The sequence below is a fragment of the Dactylosporangium sp. NPDC000555 genome, from assembly GCF_040300025.1.
Lineage (GTDB): Bacteria > Actinomycetota > Actinomycetes > Mycobacteriales > Micromonosporaceae > Dactylosporangium.
Genome location: NZ_JBEPDB010000005.1, coordinates 38738 through 57757, shown reverse-complemented (window position 1 = coordinate 57757; position 19020 = coordinate 38738). Strand labels below are relative to the sequence as shown.

Here is a 19020-nt window from a genome sequence, read left to right as displayed (position 1 = left end):
ACGCTGATTCCGAACAACAGGTAGCGATACGCCTATGTCCCGGCGAACTTCAGCACGATCACGGCGGCCGCGAGCGCCAGGCCAGCGACTATCACCGATACGTCCGACCAGCCGAAATGCGTTTCCCGGGCGATGGTGCGCGCGCCGCCCCGGTCGAACCCGCGCGCCTCCATCGCCGTCGCCAGCCGGATGCCCCGCCGGATGGCGGCGACCAGGAGCCCGAAGAGCGTGGAGAAGAGCCCGGCCCTGGTACCGCGGGCCCGCCGCGCCAGCCGGATCAGCCGGTACTCGTCGGCCAGCAGCGGCGCCAGTCGCAGCGCGGCCAGCGCGCCGATCGCGAAGCGCGGCGAGACCCGCAGGTGCGCCACGAGCGAGTCGGCCAGGTCGGTCGGGTCGATCGTGGCGAACACCACGAACCCGGGCAGTCCGATGGCGAGCAGGCGCAGCGCGTATCCGACGGCGTTCTCGCGCACGTCGAGGCCCGCACCGCCGAGACTGAGGTGGGCGAGGACCGGAGAGTCCCGCGCGCCGAGCAGCACGGTGAAGACGAAGATGCCGGCCGCGGAGGCGAGGATCGGCCAGCCGCGCCGCAGCAGGGCGGCGGGGGAGACGCCGGTCAGCGGCAGCGCCGCCAGCAGCGCCCCGATCACGGTCAGCGACGCGACGGGGTCGAGGGTGCTCACCACCGCCGCGGTGACCAGCAGCGCGGCGAGCAGCTTCGCGGTGGCGTCGCGCCGGCCCAGCCAGGTGCTCACCGGGTGAGCTCCAGCCGCCGGTCGCCGATCACGGCGACGAGCTGCGGGTCGTGGGTGACCAGCACCAGCGCCCGCCCCTCGTCGCGCAGGTCGGCCAGCAGGGTGACCAGCTCGCGCCAGGTGCGCAGGTCCTGGCCGAACGTCGGCTCGTCGAGCACCAGCACCCGCGGCGCCGCCGCCAGCGCGGTCGCCACGCTGAGCCGGCGCTGCTCGCCGCCGGAGAGGGTGAACGGGTTGGCCAGCGCCAGCCGGTCCAGGTAGAGGCGGGACAGCAGCTCGTCGACGGTGGCCGGGGACGCGCCGCCCAGCGCGAGCTCGGCCCGCACGGTATCGGTCACGAACTGGTGCTCCGGGTTCTGGAACACCGAGCCGATCCGCCCGGCCAGCCGGGCCGCCCGCCAACGGTGCGGCGGCCGTCCGGCGTCCGGGCCGGCGAGCGACGGCGCGGCCACGACCCGGCCGCGGGTGGGCCGGGTCAGCCCGCCGAGCAGCAGCGCGAGGGTGGTCTTGCCGGCGCCGTTGGGGCCCTCGACGGCGAGGGCCTCTCCCCGCAGTACGACCTCGTCGATCGTCTTGTCGGTGTGCGCCAGCCCCAGCGCCTCGGCGGTGAGCAGCGCCTCGCCGGGCGGCCCCGGGGCCTTGCGGGCCGGCATCGGCAACGACCCGGGCGCGGCCGGCGTCCACACCGCGCCGGGGTCCTCGCCGATGACGATCGTCCGGTCGACCAGCGGCAGCGCCTCGTCGACCCGGTGCTCGACGAGCACCATCGTCGCGTCGAGGTCCTGCAGCGCCTTGGCGATGGCGGTGCGCACCAGCTGCGCGCCCTCCGGGTCGAGGTTGGCGGTCGGCTCGTCGAGCAGCAGCAACCCGGGGCGCAGCGCGATGACCCCGGCGATGGCCAGCCGCTGCTGCTCGCCGCCGGACAGGGCGGCGGTGCCGCGGTCGCGGCCGTACGGGAAGCCCACCGCCGCCAGGGCCGCGTCGACCCGGGGCCAGATCTCCGCGCGCGGCACGCCCCGGTTCTCCAGGCCGAACGCGACGTCGTCGCCGGCCCGGCTCATGACCAGCTGGGTCTGCGGGTCCTGGAACACGATGCCGGTCTCGCCGCGCCGCTGCTGGGCGGGGCGGCCGTCGACGAGGATCTCGCCCTCCTGCTCGCCGGAGTCCTCGGCGAGCAGGCCGGCCATCGCGGCGAGCACGGTGGACTTGCCCGCACCCGAGGCGCCCTGCAGCAGCACCCGCTCGCCGTGCTCGATGCGCAGGTCGAGGTGGCGGACCGCCCAGGCCTTGCGGCCGGCGTGCCGCCACCCGAACCCGCGGAACTCGACGGTGCTCAGACCGCGACCCGCTCGCGGCCGGAGGGGAAACGGTCCAGCACGCCGGTCTTCGACAGGGCGCGCTGCAGGGCCCAGCTCCCGGCGCCGGCGATCACCGCGCCGCTGACCACGACGATCGCGGCGTAGGTCCACTTCTGCCCGGCGGTGAAGGCGTCGCCGTAGTAGACGCTCAGGTCGAACACCGCCGCGCCGAGGCCGGCCAGGCCGCCCGCGACCAGGGCGTTGCCCAGCCGGTACCCGCGGTAGCCGGTAGCCGCGAAGCCGAACTCGCCGCCGATGCCCTGCACCAGGCCGGACACCACCACCGTGAGGCCCCAGGCCGAGCCGAACAGCGCCGAGACGGTCGCGGCGACGATCTCGGTGTAGAGCCCGGCGCCGGGCTTGCGGATGACCAGCGGGCCGAGCACCGCAGGGACCAGCCACACGCCGTAGATCACGGCGCGCCACGGCAGCGCGAAGCTGCTCTCCAGCGCGGTCCACACGTTGTTCCACGCGTAGAAGACCGCCGCGAAGGCCACGGCGATGATCGACGCGACGACGATGTCGACGGTGCGCCAACGGGTCTGCATGTAGTACCTCCTAGTTCGGGGGTGAACCAGAAGGAGACGCGACGCCACGACCACCCGATGAACGGACGGACGTGGCGGCTTGCGTGAGGTGACCGAGCTCCCTGCGCTGGCATTACCCAGATCAGGTTCGAGGGTCTGCGGCGCCGCGTGGCGGCCGCACTCTCAGCGCTGTGCGCTCCCCTGCCGGATGTGAAGTTGTTTCCCGACGGTAACAGTGAACGTTGTTGACCCCTAGTCTCTGGTCATGAAAATCACGGCGCGCTCGCTGACGTTCGACGTGGTGGACGGTGGGCCGGCGGACGGGGACCCGGTGCTGCTGCTGCATGGCTTCCCCCAGCACAGCGGCGAGTGGGCGGCCGTCACCCCGGCGCTGCACGCCGCCGGCCTGCGCACATATGCCCTCGACCAGCGGGGCGTGTCACCCGGCGCCCGTCCCGAGGGGGCCGAGGCCTACCGGATCGCCGAGTGTGCCCTGGACGCCGTGGCCGTCCTCGACGAGCTGGGCCTGCCCTCGGTACACCTCGTCGGCCACGACTGGGGCGCGATCTGCGCCTGGCATCTGGCGATCCGCCATGCGGAGCGGGTCCGCACGCTGACCGCGGTCTCGGTGCCGCACCCGCACGCCAGCGCCCACGCCTACGCCACCGACCCCGACCAGCGCGAGCGCTCCGCCTACATCAAGGTGTTTCGCGAGGTGGGCCGGGCGGAGGAACTGCTGCTGGAGGACGACGCGCGGCGGCTGCGGCGGATCTTCGACGGGTCCGGGCTGGACGCGGCCGGCGTCGACGCCTACGTGCGGCCCATGCTGGAGCCCGGCGCGCTGACCGGGGCGCTGAACTGGTACCGCGCGATGAGCCCGCTCGACCTCGTCGGGCTGGGCCCGGCGCGGGTGCCCACCACGTACGTGTGGAGCGACGGCGACCGGGCCATCGGCGCCACGGCCGCCCGCACCTGCGCCGAGTACGTGGACGCGGACTACCGGTTCGTCCCGCTTGCGGGGATCAGTCACTGGATCCCCGATCAGGCGCCATCTGAGGTCGCCGCGGCGATCCTCGCCCGCTGCCTCGCCTGAGGCATGGCGAACGCTACCCGTGGGTAATAACCTGGCCGTAGGTTGCTCAACACCTACACCTAGGACGTCTAGCTGGGGGTGGCCATGGTTTCCACGTCGGTGCGCGCGGAGCGGGAAGCGCGCAAGGTCATCGAGGAGACCCGCGAGACCGAGTGGAGGAAGCCCAGCTTCGGCAAGGAGCTCTTCCTCGGCCGGTTGCGCCTCGATCTCATCGACCCGCTGCCGGAGCTCGACCCGGCCGCCGAGGCCCGCGGCGCCGAGTTCCACGCGAAGCTCGCCGCGTACCTGTCCGCCGAGGTCGACGGCCAGCAGATCGAGCGCGACGCGCGCATCCCGGACGAGGTCCTGCGCTCGCTCGGCGAGCTGGGCGCCTTCGGGATGAAGATCGACGAGAAGTACGGCGGGCTCGGCCTGACCAATCTCGACTACTGCCGCGCGCTCATGCTCACCGGCTCGGTCAACCCGTCCGTCGGCGCGCTGCTGTCGGCGCACCAGTCCATCGGCGTGCCGCAGCCGCTCAAGCTGGTCGGCACCGACGAGCAGAAACAGCGCTTCCTGCCCCGGCTGGCCGGCGGCGAGGTGTCGGCGTTCCTGCTCACCGAGCCCGAGGTGGGCTCCTATCCGGCGGATCTGCGCACCTCGGCGGTGCCGACGCCGGAGGGTGACTATCTGCTCAACGGCGTCAAGCTGTGGGCGACCAACGGCACCCTGGCCACGCTGTTCGTGGTCATGGCGCTGGTGCCCAAGAGCGAGGGGCACCGCGGCGGCATCACCGCGCTCGTGGTCGAGGGCGACGCGCCCGGCGTGACGGTCGAGCGGCGCAACGCGTTCATGGGGCTGCGCGGCCTGGAGAACTCCGTCACCCGCTTCCACGACGTGCGGGTGCCGGCCGCGAACGTCATCGGCGGGGAGGGCCACGGCCTGCGCATCGCGCTGAGCACGCTCAACACGGGGCGGCTGTCGCTGCCCGCGATGTGCGTCGGGGCCGGCAAGTGGTGCCTCGGCGTGGCGCGCGAGTGGGCCGCCGAGCGGGTGCAGATGGGCCGGCCGATCGGCGCCTACGAGGCGATCGAGAAGAAGATCGCGTTCATGGCCGGGTCGACGTACGGCATGGAGGCGATGCTGGAGGTCTCCTGCCGCCTGGCCGACGACAACCGCAACGACATCCGCATCGAGGCGGCGCTGGCCAAGCTCTACGCCACCGAGCTGGCCTGGAGGATCGCCGACGACCTGGTGCAGATCCGGGGCGGGCGCGGCTACGAGACCGCCGACTCGCTCGCCGCCCGCGGCGAGCGCGCGATCCCGGCCGAGCAGATGCTGCGCGACCTGCGGATCAACCGCATCTTCGAGGGCTCGACCGAGATCATGCACCTGGCCATCGCCCGCGAGGCCGTCGACGCGCACCTGTCCGTCGCCGGGGACCTCATCGACCCCGAGGCCGGCCTCGGGCGCAAGGCGAAGGCGGCCGGGCGGGCCGGCGGCTTCTACGCGAAGTGGCTGCCGACGCTCGTGGCCGGCAAGGGGCAGCTGCCGGGCGGCTACGGAGAGTTCGGGCCGCTCGCCGGGCACCTGCGCTACGTCGAGCGCGCCTCGCGCCGGCTCGCCCGCGAGACCTTCTACGCGATGGCCCGCTGGCAGGGCAAGCTCGAGCACAAGCAGGGCTTCCTCGGCCGGGTCGTGGACATCGGGGCGGAGCTGTTCGCGATGTCCGCGGCGTGCGTGAAGGCCCGCGCCGAGCGAGCGGAGCGCCCGGAGGGCGTGGAGCTTGCCGACCTGTTCTGCCGGCAGGCGACGCTGCGGGCCGAGGCGTTCTTCCGCGAGCTGTGGGACAACGCCGACGCCGTCGAGGCGTCCGCGGCCAAGCGCGTCCTGCGGGGGCGCTACCGCTCCCTCGAGGACGGCATCGTGCCGCCGCCCCCCGCCGGTGCCTGGACCGCCGACTGGGTCCCGGGCCCGTCGACGGCACAGGACGTGCGCCGCCGGTTCTAAGTCCTGGACCGGCTCCGGACCGGCTCCGCTAACGGTCCTCGCCGACGTGGCTCACCGCGTCCGCGACGATGTGCGCGACGTGCTCATCGATCAAAGTGTATGCGATCTCCCGGCCCCGGCGTGCCCCGCGCACCACGCCGGCGCCGCGCAGGACGCGAAGGTGCTGCGAGACGAGGGGCTGCGGCGCGCCGAGCATCTCGACCAGCTCGTGCACGCAGCGGGGGCCGCCGGCGAGCTCGGTGACGATCCGGATTCGTAGCGGTGCCGACAGCGCCCGCAGCAGCTCGCCGGCCGCCTCGTAGCTGTCAGGCCCCGGCATGCGCGTCGCCGGCGAGGTCGAGAGGGCCCGAGGCGCCGGGTGCGCCCGGCGACCCGGCCGGGGGCCCGCCCGGGCGCCTGCGGGCACCGCGCGTGGCACGCACGGCCGCGGCGCAGACGGTGACGGCGAAGAAGCCGGCGATCGCCAGCAGCACGACGGTGGCCCCGGGCCCGGTGTCGATCGCGGTCGACAGCCACACGCCGAAGCCGGAGACGAGCAGGCCGAGGCCGACGGCGGCCAGCATCGTGGCCCGGAACCCGCGGGTGATCTGCTGTGCGGTCGCCACCGGGACCACCATGAGCGCGCTGACCAGCAGCAGACCGACGGCCCGCATGGCGACGGTGACGGTGACGGCCGTGGTGACGGCGAGGATCAGGTTGAGCGTGCGCACCGGCAGGCCGGACACGCGCGCGTACTCCTCGTCGTGGCACACGGCGAACAGCCACGGGCGCAGCAGGACCGCCACGGCCAGCACCGCGGCGCCGAGGACCAGCATCACGGTCAGGTCCTGCCGGCTGGTCGTCAGCGGCGAGCCGAACAGGTACGTCACCAGGCTTCGGCTGCTCTGCTCGTCGGAGAGGTTGACCAGCACCACGCCGCCGGAGATGCCGCCGTAGAACAGCATCGACAGGGCGATGTCGCCGGAGGTCCGGCCGCGCTCGCGGACCAGCTCGATGATGACGGCGCCGGCCGCCGCGGCGAGCACCGCCATCAGCACGGGGGAGGTGTGCAGCAGCAGCCCCAGCCCGACGCCGGTGAGCGCGACGTGGCCGAGACCGTCGCCGATCAGCGACAGCCGCCGCTGTACCAGGTAGACGCCGATGGCCGGGGCGGCGGCGCCGGTGACGAGCGCCCCGAGCAGGGCACGGATCATGAAGTCGTACGCGAAGATGTTCATGCGTCCGCTCAGGCCGCGGCGGCGTGCGGGTGCACGTGGTCGTTGTCGGTCTCCGGCGGCGCCCCGTCGTGCACGATCTCCCCGCGGTTCACCACGATCGCGCGGGTGATCAGCGGCCGCAGCGGGCCCAGCTCGTGCGCGACGAACACCACCGTGCCGCCCTGGCCGACGAAGCGCCGCAGGCACGCGGCGAACAGCTCCTGGCTGACCGCGTCGACCCCGGCGGTGGGCTCGTCGAGCACCAGCAGCTCCGGCCCGCCGGCCAGGGCGCGGGCGATGAGCACGCGCTGCTGCTGACCGCCGGAGAGCACGGAGACCGGCTCGCGGGAGCGGTCGGCGAGGCCGACCGCGGCCAGCGCCTCGTCGACGGCCTGCCGGTCGGCGGTGGAGGCGGGGCGCAGGAAGCCGCGCCGGGCCAGCCGGCCCTCGGCGACGACCTCGGCGACGGTGGCGGGCACGCCGCTGCCGGCGCCGACGCGCTGCGGCACGTAGCCGATGCGGTGCCAGCCGCGGAAGCGCCGCAGCGGGGTGTCGAAGAGCCGCACCTCGCCGCCGGCGAGCGGGACCAGCCCCATCGAGGCCTTCACGAGCGTGGACTTGCCCGAACCGTTGGCGCCGAGGACGGCGACCACCTCGCCGGCGCGCACCGAGAGCGAGACCCGGTCGAGCACCGGCCGGCCATCGTAGGCGACGACCGCCCGTTCGACCTGGATAACCACCCTCCGAGGGTGCCTGATAATGGGAATCGTTGTCAACTTGCCTTGTATGCGGCCGCGACCAACAGCAGCGTGAGGATGAGCACCCGGATGACGCGCATCGGCATCGGCGTCACCGCCCAGGTCCTGCTCAGCACCCAGATCAGGCCGGCGGCCAGGAGCAGCAGCACCGCCGCGCCGACGATGCCCGGCAGCAGCAGCCCGGCGAACACCGCCACGGCGGCCATCAGGAACACCAGGGTCCGGTTGAGCCGGGCCAGCCGGTTCAGCACCCGCTCGGTCATGTTCCAGCGCTTCCTTCCGTATGCTCGGCCACATGCTCGTGATGACCAGGTTCGTCGTCGAGGACGACGAGGATTTCGCCGGGCGCGCACACACCGCGCTCGCTGCCCTCGCGGCCTGCCCAGGGTACCTTCGCGGCCGCCTCGGACGCGCGTACGACGACCCGGCGCACTGGAGCGTCGTCACGGAGTGGGAGTCCGTCGGCGCGTACCGGCGGGCACTGTCCAACTTCGACGTGAAGGTGCACGCCACCCCGCTGCTGGCCCAGGCGCTCGACGAGCCCTCGGCGTTCGAGGTGCTGGCCGAGAGCGGGCCCGGCGGGGAGCTCAAGGTCACCGCCAGTGACCGTGCCTGAGGTTGGATAGGCTGGCTCCATGATGCCGCCTCAGGTCGGCCCTCACCCCGAGTGGAACGCGCCCGACGAGGTACCCCCGCCGCCGCGCGGACCGGGCGTGCTCGCCCCCTTCGCGGCGCCCCCGCGCGACCGCGACCTGCGGGGGCTGTGGATCACCCTGGGCGTCAGCGGCATCGTTCTGGTGCTGTGCTGCGTCGCCGGCGTCGTCGGCATCGGCTTCCTACTGCCCTACGCCGACTCGCTCGGCAGGACCCAGGTCGCCTCGGTCGTGAAGGACTACCTGACGGCCGTGCGTGACGAGGACTTCGCCACCGCCCGGCGGCACGTGTGCGACCGCGAGCTCAAGACCCGCCCCCTCGGCTGGTTCGAGGACCGCTACGGCCGGGCGCGGGTCACCGACTTCGAGGTCAACGCCGACGACGTCACGATCGCGAACGAGATCACCGTCCCGGCCCGGGTGCTGCAGGACGGCAGCTGGACGCAGCAGCGGTACATCATGGAACAGGCCGGCGCCCGATACCTGATCTGCGGCGGGCTGGACTAGGCCCCGCCCGGAGCGCCGGGCACTGCGGCGCGCCGGTTAATCTGATGCGGCTCGCCCCGGCGTAACCGTACCGTCGATGGTGACGTTGACGGTTTTGCCCGGGTTGGCGCCGGCCCATCCACCGGTGTTCTGCTACACACGACGTCCCTACAGTCTCTACATACGACAACAGCCTTGCCGACAGCCAGTCGCCGTGAGGCCGAGGAGGAACCATGGCCGCAGACCGCATCGATTCCGTCGTCAGCCTCGCGAAGCGCCGCGGCTTTGTCTTCCCGTCGAGCGAGATCTACGGGGGCACGCGTTCGGCCTGGGACTACGGCCCGCTGGGCGTCGAGCTCAAGGACAACGTCCGCCGTCAGTGGTGGCAGAACATGGTCCAGCAGCGCGACGACATCGTCGGCCTCGACTCCGCCGTCATCCTGGCCCGCGACGTCTGGACCGCCTCGGGTCACGTCGACGCGTTCGTCGACCCGCTGACCGAGTGTGCCTCGTGTCACAAGCGGTTCCGCGCCGACCACCTCGAGGAGGCGTGGGTCGAGAAGAACGGCACGGCCAAGCCCTTCGTGCTCGGCGAGATCAACTGCCCGAACTGCGGCAACAAGGGCACCTTCAGCGAGCCGCGCATGTTCAACGGCCTGATGAAGACCTACCTGGGCGCGGTCGAGAACGACGAGGGCCTGCACTACCTGCGGCCGGAGACCGCGCAGGGCATCTTCGTCAACTTCAACAACGTCGCCGGCGCCGCCCGCAAGAAGCCGCCGTTCGGCATCGCGCAGGTCGGCAAGAGCTTCCGCAACGAGATCACGCCCGGCAACTTCATCTTCCGCACCCGCGAGTTCGAGCAGATGGAGATGGAGTTCTTCGTCGAGCCCGGCAGCGACGAGCAGTGGCACGAGTACTGGCTGCAGGAGCGCTGGAACTGGTACATCGACCTCGGCCTCTCCGCGGACAACCTGCGCTATTACGAGCACCCGAAGGAGAAGCTCTCCCACTACTCGAAGCGCACGGTCGACATCGAGTACCGCTTCCGCTTCGGCGGCCAGGAGTTCTCCGAGCTCGAGGGCATCGCCAACCGGACCGACTTCGACCTCACCACCCACTCCAAGCACTCCGGCGTCGACCTGTCGTACTTCGACCAGGAGAAGAAGGAGCGCTGGGTGCCCTATGTCATCGAGCCGGCCGCCGGTCTGACCCGCGCGGTGCTCGCGTTCCTGCTCGAGGCGTACGACGAGGACGAGGCGCCGAACACCAGCGGCAGCGTCGACAAGCGCACGGTCATGCGGTTCGACAAGCGGCTCGCCCCGGTCAAGGCGGCGGTCCTGCCGCTGTCGCGCAACGCGGACCTGTCGCCGAAGGCCCGTGACCTGGCCGCCCAGCTGCGCAAGCGCTGGACGGTCGACTTCGACGACGCGCAGGGCATCGGCCGGCGGTACCGTCGCCAGGACGAGATCGGCACCCCGTTCTGCCTGACGGTCGACTTCGAGACGCTCAACGACGAGGCCGTGACCATCCGCGACCGCGACTCGATGGCCCAGGAGCGCGTGTCCCTGGACCAGGTCGAGCGCTACCTGCTCGAGCGGCTTTAAAGCTGTTTCCAGCCTGGCTCTTGCTTCGCTCGAGCATCGGTGGGGGGTTCCCACCCCACGCCCCCCATGCTCGCTTCGCTCGCACTTTTGCGGGCGCTTGCGCGCAGTGGCTGCGGTTCCGTTTGGGCGCTGTACGTGGTTAGCCACGGTTTTCTGTGGCGCGGCGCAGTGGTCGCGGTTCCGGTTGGGCGCTGTACGCGGTTAGCCACGGTTTTCTGTGGCGCCGCGCAGTGGTTGCGGTTCCGGTTGGGCGCTGTACGCGGTTAGCCACGGTTTTCTGTGGCGCCGCACAGTGGTTGCGGTTCCGGTTGGGTGCTGTGCGCGGTTAGTTGCGGTTCTCTGTGGGTGCTGCGTGCGATGGCTGGTTTGCGGGCGCCGTGCGCAGTGGTTGCGGTTCCGTGAGGGCGCTGCGTGCGGTAGCCGCGGTGCCCTCGTGGGCGCTGTGCGCAGTGGTTGGGGTCCTGTGTGGGCGCTGTGCGTGGTGGCCGCGTTCGCTGTGGGTGCTGTGCGCGGTGGTGGTTGTTGGGGCGTGCTGTGTGCGGTGGCTGGGGTCTTTTGTGGGCGTTGCGCGGTGGGGTGGTGCTTGGGCCGCTGCATGCGGTGGTTGTGGTCCCGTGTCGGCCCTGCGTGCGGTGGTTGTAGTCCGTGCGGGCGCGGCGTGCGGTGCAGGCGGGTCCGCGCCGGCGCTGGGCACGGTGGAGGCGGGTCCGCGCGGGCGCTGGCACGGTGGTTGCGGTATTTGCGACGCTGGACACGGGTGGTGGTTGCGGTTCTTGCCGGCGCTAGGCGCGGTGGGCGTTTGGGCGTGCCTGTGTGTTGGTGGTGACGCCGGTGGGCCGTCAGAAGGCGAAGCCGCCGGGGCGGTTGTTTCTGTCGGCGAGCAGGCCGGCGAGGGTTGCCAGGGCGATCTCGGCGGGCGTCCGCGAGCCGATGTTCAGCCCGATCGGCCGGTGCACCCGGGCGATGTCGTCCTCGGCGACGCCGAGCGCCCGCAGCGCCTCGACGTGCGGCGCGGCGTGCCGCGGGCTGCCCATCACCCCGACCCAGCGGGCCGGCGAGGCCAGCGCGTCGCGCAGTACCGCGCCCAGTTCGGGGCGGTCGTGGTCGGTCACCACCACGTCGGTGTTGGCATCGAAGGTTACGTCCGACAGGCCCGCACCGTCGAGCCGTGGATCGGCGAGCGCGACCCGGTAGCCCAGCGTCGCGGCGAAGTGCAGCAGGTGGGTGGCGACGGGCGAGTCGAACACCGCGACCACGGCGCGGCCGTCCGGCGCTGGCTCGACGGTGCCGTGGGCCTGCGCGCAGGCCTGAGAGTCGAAGTCAGCGACCATAGGTTCACCCTCCGAAGTGTTCGTCGGCGCTTCATGCCGACGGTACCAATCGAACGGGTAGCCTCCTCCCGTGACGCTGACCCAGGAGACGCCCGCGCCGCCCGAGCCGGTGCCCGCGCGGCGACGGTGGCGGGTTGGCTCGGTCGAGGTGCTGGCGGCCGTGCTCGTGCTCGTGGTGCTGCTGCGCGGCCCGATCACGCGATCGCTCGCCACGCCGGCGCTGCAGACCTGGCTGACCGTGTTCGTGTCCGTGCTGACCCAGGCGATGCCGTTCCTCGTCTTCGGCGTGGTGCTGTCCTCGATCATCGCCGTGTTCGTGCCGCCCTCGTTCTTCGCCCGGGCGCTGCCGTCGCATCCGGCGCTCGCGGTGCCGACGGCGAGCGCCGCCGGCGTGGTGCTGCCCGGCTGTGAGTGCGCGTCGGTGCCGGTGGCCGGGGCGCTGGTGCGCCGCGGGGTCACGCCGGCCGCCGCGTTCGCGTTCCTGCTCGCCTCGCCGGCCGTCAACCCGATCGTGCTGATCTCGACCGCGGTCGCGTTCCCGGGCCAGCCGAAGGTGGTGATCGCCCGGGCCGTGACCAGCCTCGTGGTCGCGTGCCTGATGGGCTGGTTGTGGCAGGCGTTCGGCAAGGGCAGCTGGCTGCGCATGCCGTCGCGGGCCCACCTGGAGGGCATGGCCAAGTGGCCGGCGTTCTGGGCTTCGGTACGGCACGATGTCCTGCACGCCGGCGGGTTTCTGGTCATCGGGGCGGCCTCGGCGGCGATCATCGCGGTCGTGGTGCCCCAGTCGTGGCTCGCGCACCTGGCAGCCAACCCGGTGCTGGCGATCGTGGCTCTAGGCCTGCTGTCCGTGCTGCTGTCGATCTGCTCGGAGGCGGACGCGTTCGTCGCCGCGTCGCTGACCCAGTTCTCGCTGACCGCGCGCCTGGCGTTCCTCGTCGTCGGGCCGATGGTCGACCTGAAGCTGTTCGCGATGCAGGCCGGCATCTTCGGCCGCCGTTTCGCGCTGCGCTTCGCCCCCACCACGTTCGTCGTGGCGATCCTCGCCTCCGCCGCGTTGGGACCGGTGCTGTTGTGAACAAGCAGGCCCAGGCCGTCATCCTGCTGCTGGTCGGGGGCGCGGTGCTGCGCGCCAGCCTGACCGGGCAGTACCTCAACTACGTCAAGCCGGGGCTGCAGCCCTACCTCGTGGCCGCCGGCGCCCTGCTGGTGCTCGCCGGGATCTTCACGCTGTGGTACGAGTTGCGGCCCGGACACCGGCACGAGCACGACACGCACGAGGACGACGGGCATGGGCACGCGCACGGCGGGCCGAAGGTGGCCTGGCTGCTGCTCGCGCCCGTGCTCGGGCTGCTGCTGTTCGCCCCGCCGGCACTGGGCTCCTACGCGGCCGGGCGCAGCGGGTCGGCGGTCACCGCGCGCTCCGAGTACGCGCCGCTGCCGGCGGGCGACCCGGTGCGGCTGACGATGCTCGACTACGCCTCCCGGGCGATCTTCGACCGGGGCGCCTCGCTGGGCGAGCGGCGCGTCGAGCTCACCGGCTTCGCGATGCGCGGCCCGGAGGACTCGTGGCTGCTGGCCCGGATGATGGTCAGCTGCTGCGCCGCCGACGCCCGGCCGGTGAAGGTCGCGCTCGGCGGCGAGCTGCCCGAGGGCCTGGCCGACCAGCAGTGGCTGCGGGTCACCGGCAAGTACAGCGGCCGTGAGCTGCGGGACCAGGTCAATGGCGAGGCGATCCCGTTCATCGACGTGTCCGAGGTCACCTTGATACCGGCGCCACAGGAGCAGTACGAGTCATAGGTGACCCACGCACACCCCGCCCTGCTCGTCCTCGTCCGGCACGCCGAGTCCGCTCGCAACATCGCCAAGAAGGGCAGCGTCTACTTCGCCGACGACGCGGCCCGCCAGCTCCTGAGGGGCGTGCCCGACCACCTGATCGAGCTGACCCCGGACGGGCACAAGCAGGCCGCGCAGACCGGTCAGGGCATCCGCGAGCGCTTCGGCGTCTTCGATCACGTGTTCACCAGCGGCTACGCGCGCACCGAGCAGACCGCGCAGGCGATCCTCGAGGCCTACCCGACCGCCGAGCGCAACCGGATGCGGGTCAAGTCCGAGCTGTTCATCCGCGAGCGCGACCCGGGCTTCGCCTACGACATGACGACGGCCGAGGCCGAGGCGGCGTTCCCATGGCTCAACGAGTACTGGCAGACCTTCGGCGGCTTCATGGCCCGCCCGCCCGGCGGGGAGAGCCTCGCCGACGTCACCGGGCGGGTGCACACGTTTCTCAATGTGCTCTCCCGCGACCACGCCGGCCAGAAGATCATGGTCGTCACGCACGGCGGCACGCTGCGCTGCTTCCGCTTCCTGCTGGAGGGCTGGAGCTACTCTCAGGCGCAGCGCCAGCCCGAGGGCGGGCCGCCGGAGAACTGCGGCGTCACCACCTACCGCGACGCCGGCGACGGGCTCGTGCTCGAGGACTACAACCGGGTTTACTGGACGGTCGGCTCCTCCACCGACGGCATCTGAGGCCCGCCGCTTCGGGCCGCCGGCGCGCTGATCGCCGTCGTGGTTCGCGGGGAGGGCATGTGCTCCCGGGCGCCGCGCAGGCAGTGATCGTGGTGGCGTACTGTCGCGGCAGCAGTCGATGAACGGGGAGCGATGCACATCACGCTGACGGTCCAACCGGACCGCGGCCGGACCCGCAGGTCGGTGCGGGCGCGGATGCGCGGCACGCTGCGTTCGTGGAGCCTCGTGGGCGGCGGGCTCTCGGCGGCCGGCCTCGGCGCGCTCCTCCTCGGTATCCCCGTCGGTGCCGGCGTCCTGATCACCCCGGGCATGGTCCTCCTCGTGGGCCCATGGCTGCTCACCCGCGCGGCCGCGAAGGCGCGCACGGGCGTGTTCGTGGAGACGGCGACATACGAGCTGACCGACGAGGCGGTCCGCGTGCACACGCAGAGTCTGCGGGCCGGCTACGAGTGGACGGCGGTCGAGCGTGTCGAGGACACCGGCGAGTTCTGGGTGGTGGTGATCGGCGGCGCGGGCGTCCTGGTGGTGCCGTGGACGCTGTTGCCGACGGGCGAGGCGCGGAAGGCTCGCGACTTCCTGACCGACCTGGGCCTGATGGTCGCCGTCTGACCAGGGGGCGGGCCGTCAGCGGTCCGCGCGACGGATCGCGAGGGCGAAGAAACGCTCGTCGCCGTCGTCGTAGTCCGTCAGGGTCCAGCCCGCCCGCGAGCACGACTCGGTCAGCGGGGAGCGCGACAGCGGTTCGTCCGGGCGCAGGACCCGGCCGTGGCGGGCGGCCAGGGCGGCGCGGCCCGACGGGTGGAAGAGCACCAGATGGCCGCCCGGCACCGTGACCCGGGCGAGCTCCCGCAGGCCTTCGGTGGCGTCCGGCAGGTGCATGACCAGGCCGGCGGCGAAGACGGCGTCCAGCGAGGCGGCGGCGAGGGGCAGGCGGCGGGCGTCGCCGAGGATCAGCCGCTCGCCGCGGGCCCGCGCCACGTGCAGCATCTGCGGGGTCAGGTCCAGGCCCAGGACCACGCCCTCCGGGCCGACCGCGGCGCGCAGGGCGGGCAGCGCCCGGCCGGTGCCGCAGCCGGCGTCGAGGACGGCACCGCCGCGGGGCAGGCCGGCGCGGTGCACGGCGGCGGCGTACGCGGGCAGGTCGTCGCCGAACTTCGCGTCCCACGTCGCGGCGCGCACGCCGAAGAAGGCGCGGGACTCGCGCAGATACCACCGGCCGTGATCGAGCAGCCGCGGATCGATGTGGCGCACGACCGGCCAGGCGGGGTCGTGCAGGTCGACGACGATGTCGGCGGCGTCGCCGCGGTTGGCCTCGTCCGCGTGGCGGCGCCGGGACGTGCGCAGCCACACGACCACACGGGGACCGCCACCGTCGATGGCGATGCTCCCGTCACCTCGGGCGATGTCACCTCGGGCGATGTCACCGCGGGCGATGTCACCGCGGGCCTCGCGCGCGGCGGACACCGTCGATGCCAGCCGTTGCGCGGTGGACGTCACGACCGCCGGGTCCGTGCCGTCGACCACGACGGTCGCCGGGCCGGCGGAGGCCACCGCGCCCGCCAGCAGGTCGAGCACCTCGAGCCATCGCTGCGTCATGTGCCTATCATGCCTGGCCACATATTTCTTGGGCAGATGCCAGCTCCAAGGCGGGTTTGTCCTCGCAACTGCGGTCGATAAGCTTCCGCCCATGACCAAGTTCCGCATCGGCGAGGCGGCCGAGCTGCTCGGCGTCAGCGCCGACACGCTGCGCCGCTGGGTCGACTCGGGGCGGCTCGCCGCGGGGCGCGACGACAACGGCCACCGCGTGATCGACGGGGTCGACCTGGCCGCGTTCGCCCGGACGCAGGCCGCCGAGGCGGAGGAGGGCTCGGACGGCTCCTCTGCGCGCAATCGCCTGCGCGGCATCGTCACCGCCGTGGTCAAGGACACGGTGATGGCGCAGGTCGACATCCAGGCCGGGCCGTTCCGGATCGTCTCGCTGATGAGCCGCGAGGCGGCGGACGAGCTCGACCTGCGGGTCGGGTCGCTGGCCGTCGCGGTGATCAAGTCGACCACCGTCGTGGTGGAGCGCGTTGACAAAGGGAGGAACCACTCATGAGACGTGCCGCGCTGGCAGGGTTCATGGTTGTTGCGGTCGGCCTGACCGGCTTGGCCGGCTGCAGTGACAAGACCGACACGTCGAACCAGCCTTCGACGCCGACGACGTCGGCCTCGAAGGCGGTTACCGGCACGGTCACGGTATTCGCCGCGGCATCGCTGACCGAGTCCTTCAACAAGATCGGCAAGGACTTCGAGGCGGCCAACCCGGGCGCCAAGGTCACGTTCAACTTCGCCGGCAGCTCCGCGCTCGCCACGCAGATCAACCAGGGCGCGCCCGCCGACGTGTTCGCCTCGGCGGCGCCGGCCAACATGAAGACCGTCACCGACGCGGGCAACGGCGTGGACACGGCGACCACGTTCGTCAAGAACCAGCTCGTGATCGCGGTGCCGAAGGGCAACCCGAAGGGCGTCAAGGGCCTGTCCGACCTGACCAAGCCCGGCGTGAAGGTCGCGCTGTGCGCGGAGCAGGTGCCGTGCGGCGCGGCGGCCAAGAAGGCGCTGGACGCCGCGGGCGTGAAGCTCACCCCGGTCACGCTCGAGCAGGACGTCAAGGGCGCGCTGTCGAAGGTGAAGCTGGGCGAGGTCGACGCCGCGCTCGTGTACCGCACCGACGCCAAGGCCGCCACCGCCGCCGCCGACGTCGAAGGCGTCGAGTTCCCGGAGTCGGCGGGCGCGATCAACGACTACCCGATCATCGTGCTCAAGAACGCGCCGAACGCGGCGGGCGCGCAGGCGTTCGTGGCGTGGGTGCTGTCGGACAAGGGCAAGAGCGTGCTCTCGGATGCCGGCTTCCAGGCGCCGTGACGGCTCCCGGCGGGTACCGGCCGCGCTGCTGGTGCCCGCCGGCCTCGGCCTCGCCTTTCTCGTCCTGCCGCTGGCCGGCCTGCTGATCCGGGCGCCCTGGACGACGCTGCCCGAGCGCCTCGCCCAGCCCGGTGTGCTGACCGCGCTGCGGCTGTCGCTGCAGAGCGCCACCATCGCCACGCTGGTGTGCCTCGCGCTCGGCGTGCCACTGGCGTGGCTGCTCGCCCGGGTCGAATTCCCCGGTCGCCGGCTGGTGCGCGCGCTGGTGACCGTGCCGCTGGTGCTGCCGCCGGTCGTCGGCGGCGTCGCGCTGCTGCTGGTCTTCGGCCGCCGCGGCCTGCTCGGCGCGTGGCTGGACCGCACGTTCGGCATCACGGTGCCGTTCACCACGACCGCGGTCGTGCTGGCCGAGGCGTTCGTCGCGATGCCGTTCCTCATCATCGCCGTCGAGGGCGCGCTGCGCGGCGCCGACAGCCGCTACGAGGAGGCCGCGGCGACGCTCGGCGCGGGGCGCTGGACGGCCTTCACGCACGTGACGCTGCCGCTGGTGGCCCCCGGCATCGCCGCCGGGGGAGTGCTGTGCTGGGCCCGGGCGCTGGGCGAGTTCGGCGCGACGATCACGTTCGCCGGCAGCTTCCCGGGCACGACGAGGACGATGCCGCTGGAGGTTTACCTCGCGCTCGAGACCGACCTGCAGGCCGCGATCGTGCTGAGCCTCATCCTGCTCGCCGTCTCGGTGGCGATCCTGGCCTCGCTGCGCGACCGCTGGATTACAGCGTGACGGCCTACCTGGACGCGCGGATCGTGGTCGACCGCGGCACCTTCCGCTTGGACGTGGCGCTCAGCATCGCCGCCGGAGAGGTCGTTGCCCTGCTCGGGCCCAACGGGGCGGGCAAGACCACCGCGCTGCGGGCGCTGGCCGGGCTGGCCGCGCTCACCGACGGGCACATCACGCTCGACGGCCGCGACCTCGACCGGCCCGGGCAGCGGGTCTGGACCCCGCCCGAGCGCCGGCAGATCGGCGTGGTGTTCCAGGACTACCTGCTCTTTCCGCACCTGAGCGCGCTGGACAACGTCGCCTTCGGGCCCCGCCGCCAGGGCGCCGACCGCCGGACCGCCCGGGCCGGGGCCATGGACTGGCTCGGCCGGGTGGGGCTGGCCGACTTCGCCCGGCGTAAGCCGCGCCAGCTCTCTGGTGGCCAGGCGCAGCGGGTGGCGCTGGCGCGGGCTCTCGCGGTACAACCGCGGCTGTTGCTTCTCGACGAGCCCCTCGCCGCGCTGGACGCCGGGACGCGGGCCGACACCCGCGCCGAGCTGCAGCGGCACCTCACCGATCATCCGGGCGCCACACTGCTGGTCACGCACGACCCGCTCGACGCGCTGGTGCTCGCCGACCGGCTGGTGATCATCGAGGGCGGCGCGGTCGTGCAGGAGGGCGGCGCGGCCGAGATCACCGCGCGGCCGCGGACCGAGTACGTGGCCCGGCTGGTGGGCCTCAACCTCTACCGCGGCCGGGCCGACGGCCACACGGTCGACGTGGGCGGCGTGCTGCTCACCGCCGCGGACGCGCTGCAGGGCGACGCGTTCGTGGCGTTTGCACCGGCCGCGGTCGCGCTGCACCCGGACCGCCCCGACGGCAGCCCGCGCAACGCCTGGCCGGCCACCATCGCCGGCATCCAGCGCCACGGCGACAACCTGCGCATCCAGCTGGCCGGCGCGCTGCCCGCCGCCGCCGACGTGACGCCCGCGGCCGCGGCCCACCTGGAGCTCACCCCCGGGCGGGAGGTGTGGGCCGCCGTCAAGGCCGCGGAGACCCGGGCCTACCCCGCCTGAGACCGCA

Annotated in this window: 22 protein-coding genes and 1 riboswitch; of the genes, 13 read left to right on the top strand and 9 right to left on the bottom strand. The window is 72.7% G+C overall.

Going from position 1 to position 19020, the window contains the following annotated elements; translation table 11 throughout:
* Positions 1-32: 32 nt before the first annotated feature.
* Genes ABT297_RS05700 through ABT297_RS05690 form a run of 3 tightly spaced genes read right to left on the bottom strand, consistent with a single transcriptional unit; the run spans position 33 to position 2661 of the window.
* On the bottom strand, positions 33-755 hold the full coding sequence (locus ABT297_RS05700) for an energy-coupling factor transporter transmembrane component T family protein (RefSeq protein ID WP_350545071.1): 723 nt from the start codon (positions 753-755) through the stop codon (positions 33-35).
* Positions 752-2092, bottom strand: a complete 1341-nt coding sequence (locus ABT297_RS05695) for an ABC transporter ATP-binding protein (RefSeq protein ID WP_350545257.1) — start codon at positions 2090-2092, stop codon at positions 752-754. Before ABT297_RS05695 ends, ABT297_RS05700 begins: the two co-directional genes overlap by 4 nt.
* A complete protein-coding gene (locus ABT297_RS05690; RefSeq protein ID WP_350545070.1) occupies positions 2089-2661 on the bottom strand; it encodes an ECF transporter S component in 573 nt (190 codons plus the stop codon). The genes ABT297_RS05695 and ABT297_RS05690 overlap by 4 nt, the downstream gene beginning before the upstream one ends.
* A gap of 81 nt (positions 2662-2742) precedes the next feature.
* Positions 2743-2853, bottom strand: a riboswitch (TPP riboswitch).
* A 52-nt stretch (positions 2854-2905) separates the two neighbouring features.
* On the opposite strand from ABT297_RS05690, the gene ABT297_RS05685 reads away from it, so the two are divergent.
* Positions 2906-3733, top strand: coding sequence for an alpha/beta fold hydrolase (locus tag ABT297_RS05685; RefSeq protein WP_350545069.1), 828 nt, complete (start codon positions 2906-2908; stop codon positions 3731-3733).
* A gap of 84 nt (positions 3734-3817) precedes the next feature.
* The gene (locus tag ABT297_RS05680; protein WP_350545068.1) at positions 3818-5722 is read left to right on the top strand and encodes an acyl-CoA dehydrogenase family protein; all 1905 of its coding nucleotides are present in this window, start codon (positions 3818-3820) and stop codon (positions 5720-5722) included.
* A 28-nt stretch (positions 5723-5750) separates the two neighbouring features.
* Here the strand turns inward: ABT297_RS05680 and ABT297_RS05675 are convergent, their stop codons facing one another.
* From ABT297_RS05675 to ABT297_RS05660, 4 genes are read right to left on the bottom strand one after another with little or no spacing between them, the layout of a single operon-like run.
* Positions 5751-6041, bottom strand: coding sequence for an ArsR/SmtB family transcription factor (locus ABT297_RS05675; protein WP_350545066.1), 291 nt, complete (start codon positions 6039-6041; stop codon positions 5751-5753).
* Positions 6028-6939: a metal ABC transporter permease gene (locus ABT297_RS05670; RefSeq protein ID WP_350545065.1), complete on the bottom strand. Its 912-nt coding sequence runs from the start codon at positions 6937-6939 to the stop codon at positions 6028-6030. The genes ABT297_RS05675 and ABT297_RS05670 overlap by 14 nt, the downstream gene beginning before the upstream one ends.
* A gap of 8 nt (positions 6940-6947) precedes the next feature.
* On the bottom strand, positions 6948-7658 hold the full coding sequence (locus ABT297_RS05665) for a metal ABC transporter ATP-binding protein (RefSeq protein WP_350545063.1): 711 nt from the start codon (positions 7656-7658) through the stop codon (positions 6948-6950).
* A gap of 32 nt (positions 7659-7690) precedes the next feature.
* On the bottom strand, positions 7691-8029 hold the full coding sequence (locus tag ABT297_RS05660; RefSeq protein WP_350545061.1) for a DUF6703 family protein: 339 nt from the start codon (positions 8027-8029) through the stop codon (positions 7691-7693).
* Between ABT297_RS05660 and ABT297_RS05655 the strand changes: the two genes are divergently transcribed.
* The 3 genes from ABT297_RS05655 to ABT297_RS05645 all read left to right on the top strand — a co-directional run bounded on the left by ABT297_RS05655 (position 7972) and on the right by ABT297_RS05645 (position 10422).
* Positions 7972-8292 carry an antibiotic biosynthesis monooxygenase family protein gene (locus ABT297_RS05655; RefSeq protein WP_350545060.1) on the top strand — a complete coding sequence of 107 codons (321 nt, stop codon included), beginning with the start codon at positions 7972-7974 and terminating at the stop codon, positions 8290-8292. The two genes, ABT297_RS05660 and ABT297_RS05655, sit on opposite strands and share 58 nt — an antisense overlap.
* Before the next feature lie 19 nt (positions 8293-8311).
* Positions 8312-8836 carry a hypothetical protein gene (locus ABT297_RS05650; protein WP_350545058.1) on the top strand — a complete coding sequence of 175 codons (525 nt, stop codon included), beginning with the start codon at positions 8312-8314 and terminating at the stop codon, positions 8834-8836.
* A gap of 212 nt (positions 8837-9048) precedes the next feature.
* Positions 9049-10422 (top strand): glycine--tRNA ligase, encoded by a 1374-nt coding sequence (locus ABT297_RS05645; RefSeq protein WP_350545057.1) that lies wholly within the window; start codon positions 9049-9051, stop codon positions 10420-10422.
* 839 nt (positions 10423-11261) lie between these two features.
* On the opposite strand, the gene ABT297_RS05640 is transcribed toward ABT297_RS05645, so the two are convergent.
* On the bottom strand, positions 11262-11753 hold the full coding sequence (locus ABT297_RS05640; RefSeq protein ID WP_350545055.1) for an XdhC family protein: 492 nt from the start codon (positions 11751-11753) through the stop codon (positions 11262-11264).
* Positions 11754-11823: 70 nt separating this feature from the next.
* Here ABT297_RS05640 and ABT297_RS05635 point away from each other — a divergent pair, with 70 nt between their 5' ends.
* From ABT297_RS05635 to ABT297_RS05620, 4 genes are all read left to right on the top strand, one after another.
* Positions 11824-12828, top strand: a complete 1005-nt coding sequence (locus tag ABT297_RS05635; RefSeq protein ID WP_502885498.1) for a permease — start codon at positions 11824-11826, stop codon at positions 12826-12828.
* Positions 12825-13550 (top strand): TIGR03943 family putative permease subunit, encoded by a 726-nt coding sequence (locus ABT297_RS05630; protein ID WP_350545053.1) that lies wholly within the window; start codon positions 12825-12827, stop codon positions 13548-13550. The genes ABT297_RS05635 and ABT297_RS05630 overlap by 4 nt, the downstream gene beginning before the upstream one ends.
* Positions 13551-14276 (top strand): histidine phosphatase family protein, encoded by a 726-nt coding sequence (locus ABT297_RS05625; protein ID WP_350545052.1) that lies wholly within the window; start codon positions 13551-13553, stop codon positions 14274-14276.
* 132 nt (positions 14277-14408) lie between these two features.
* Positions 14409-14885, top strand: a complete 477-nt coding sequence (locus ABT297_RS05620; RefSeq protein WP_350545050.1) for a YcxB family protein — start codon at positions 14409-14411, stop codon at positions 14883-14885.
* Positions 14886-14900: 15 nt separating this feature from the next.
* On the opposite strand, the gene ABT297_RS05615 is transcribed toward ABT297_RS05620, so the two are convergent.
* Positions 14901-15872 carry a class I SAM-dependent methyltransferase gene (locus tag ABT297_RS05615; RefSeq protein ID WP_350545049.1) on the bottom strand — a complete coding sequence of 324 codons (972 nt, stop codon included), beginning with the start codon at positions 15870-15872 and terminating at the stop codon, positions 14901-14903.
* Between the two features lie 91 nt (positions 15873-15963).
* Between ABT297_RS05615 and ABT297_RS05610 the strand changes: the two genes are divergently transcribed.
* The 4 genes from ABT297_RS05610 to ABT297_RS05595 are packed head-to-tail and all read left to right on the top strand — an operon-like array spanning position 15964 to position 19013.
* Complete coding sequence (locus ABT297_RS05610) at positions 15964-16374, top strand: TOBE domain-containing protein (RefSeq protein ID WP_350545047.1); 411 nt, start codon at positions 15964-15966, stop codon at positions 16372-16374.
* Positions 16371-17180 carry a molybdate ABC transporter substrate-binding protein gene (gene modA / locus ABT297_RS05605; RefSeq protein WP_350545046.1) on the top strand — a complete coding sequence of 270 codons (810 nt, stop codon included), beginning with the start codon at positions 16371-16373 and terminating at the stop codon, positions 17178-17180. The genes ABT297_RS05610 and modA overlap by 4 nt, the downstream gene beginning before the upstream one ends.
* Entirely contained in the window at positions 17158-17961 is an 804-nt protein-coding gene (locus ABT297_RS05600) for an ABC transporter permease (RefSeq protein WP_350545044.1), read from the top strand. The genes modA and ABT297_RS05600 overlap by 23 nt, the downstream gene beginning before the upstream one ends.
* Entirely contained in the window at positions 17958-19013 is a 1056-nt protein-coding gene (locus ABT297_RS05595) for an ABC transporter ATP-binding protein (protein ID WP_350545043.1), read from the top strand. The genes ABT297_RS05600 and ABT297_RS05595 overlap by 4 nt, the downstream gene beginning before the upstream one ends.
* Positions 19014-19020: the final 7 nt, after the last annotated feature.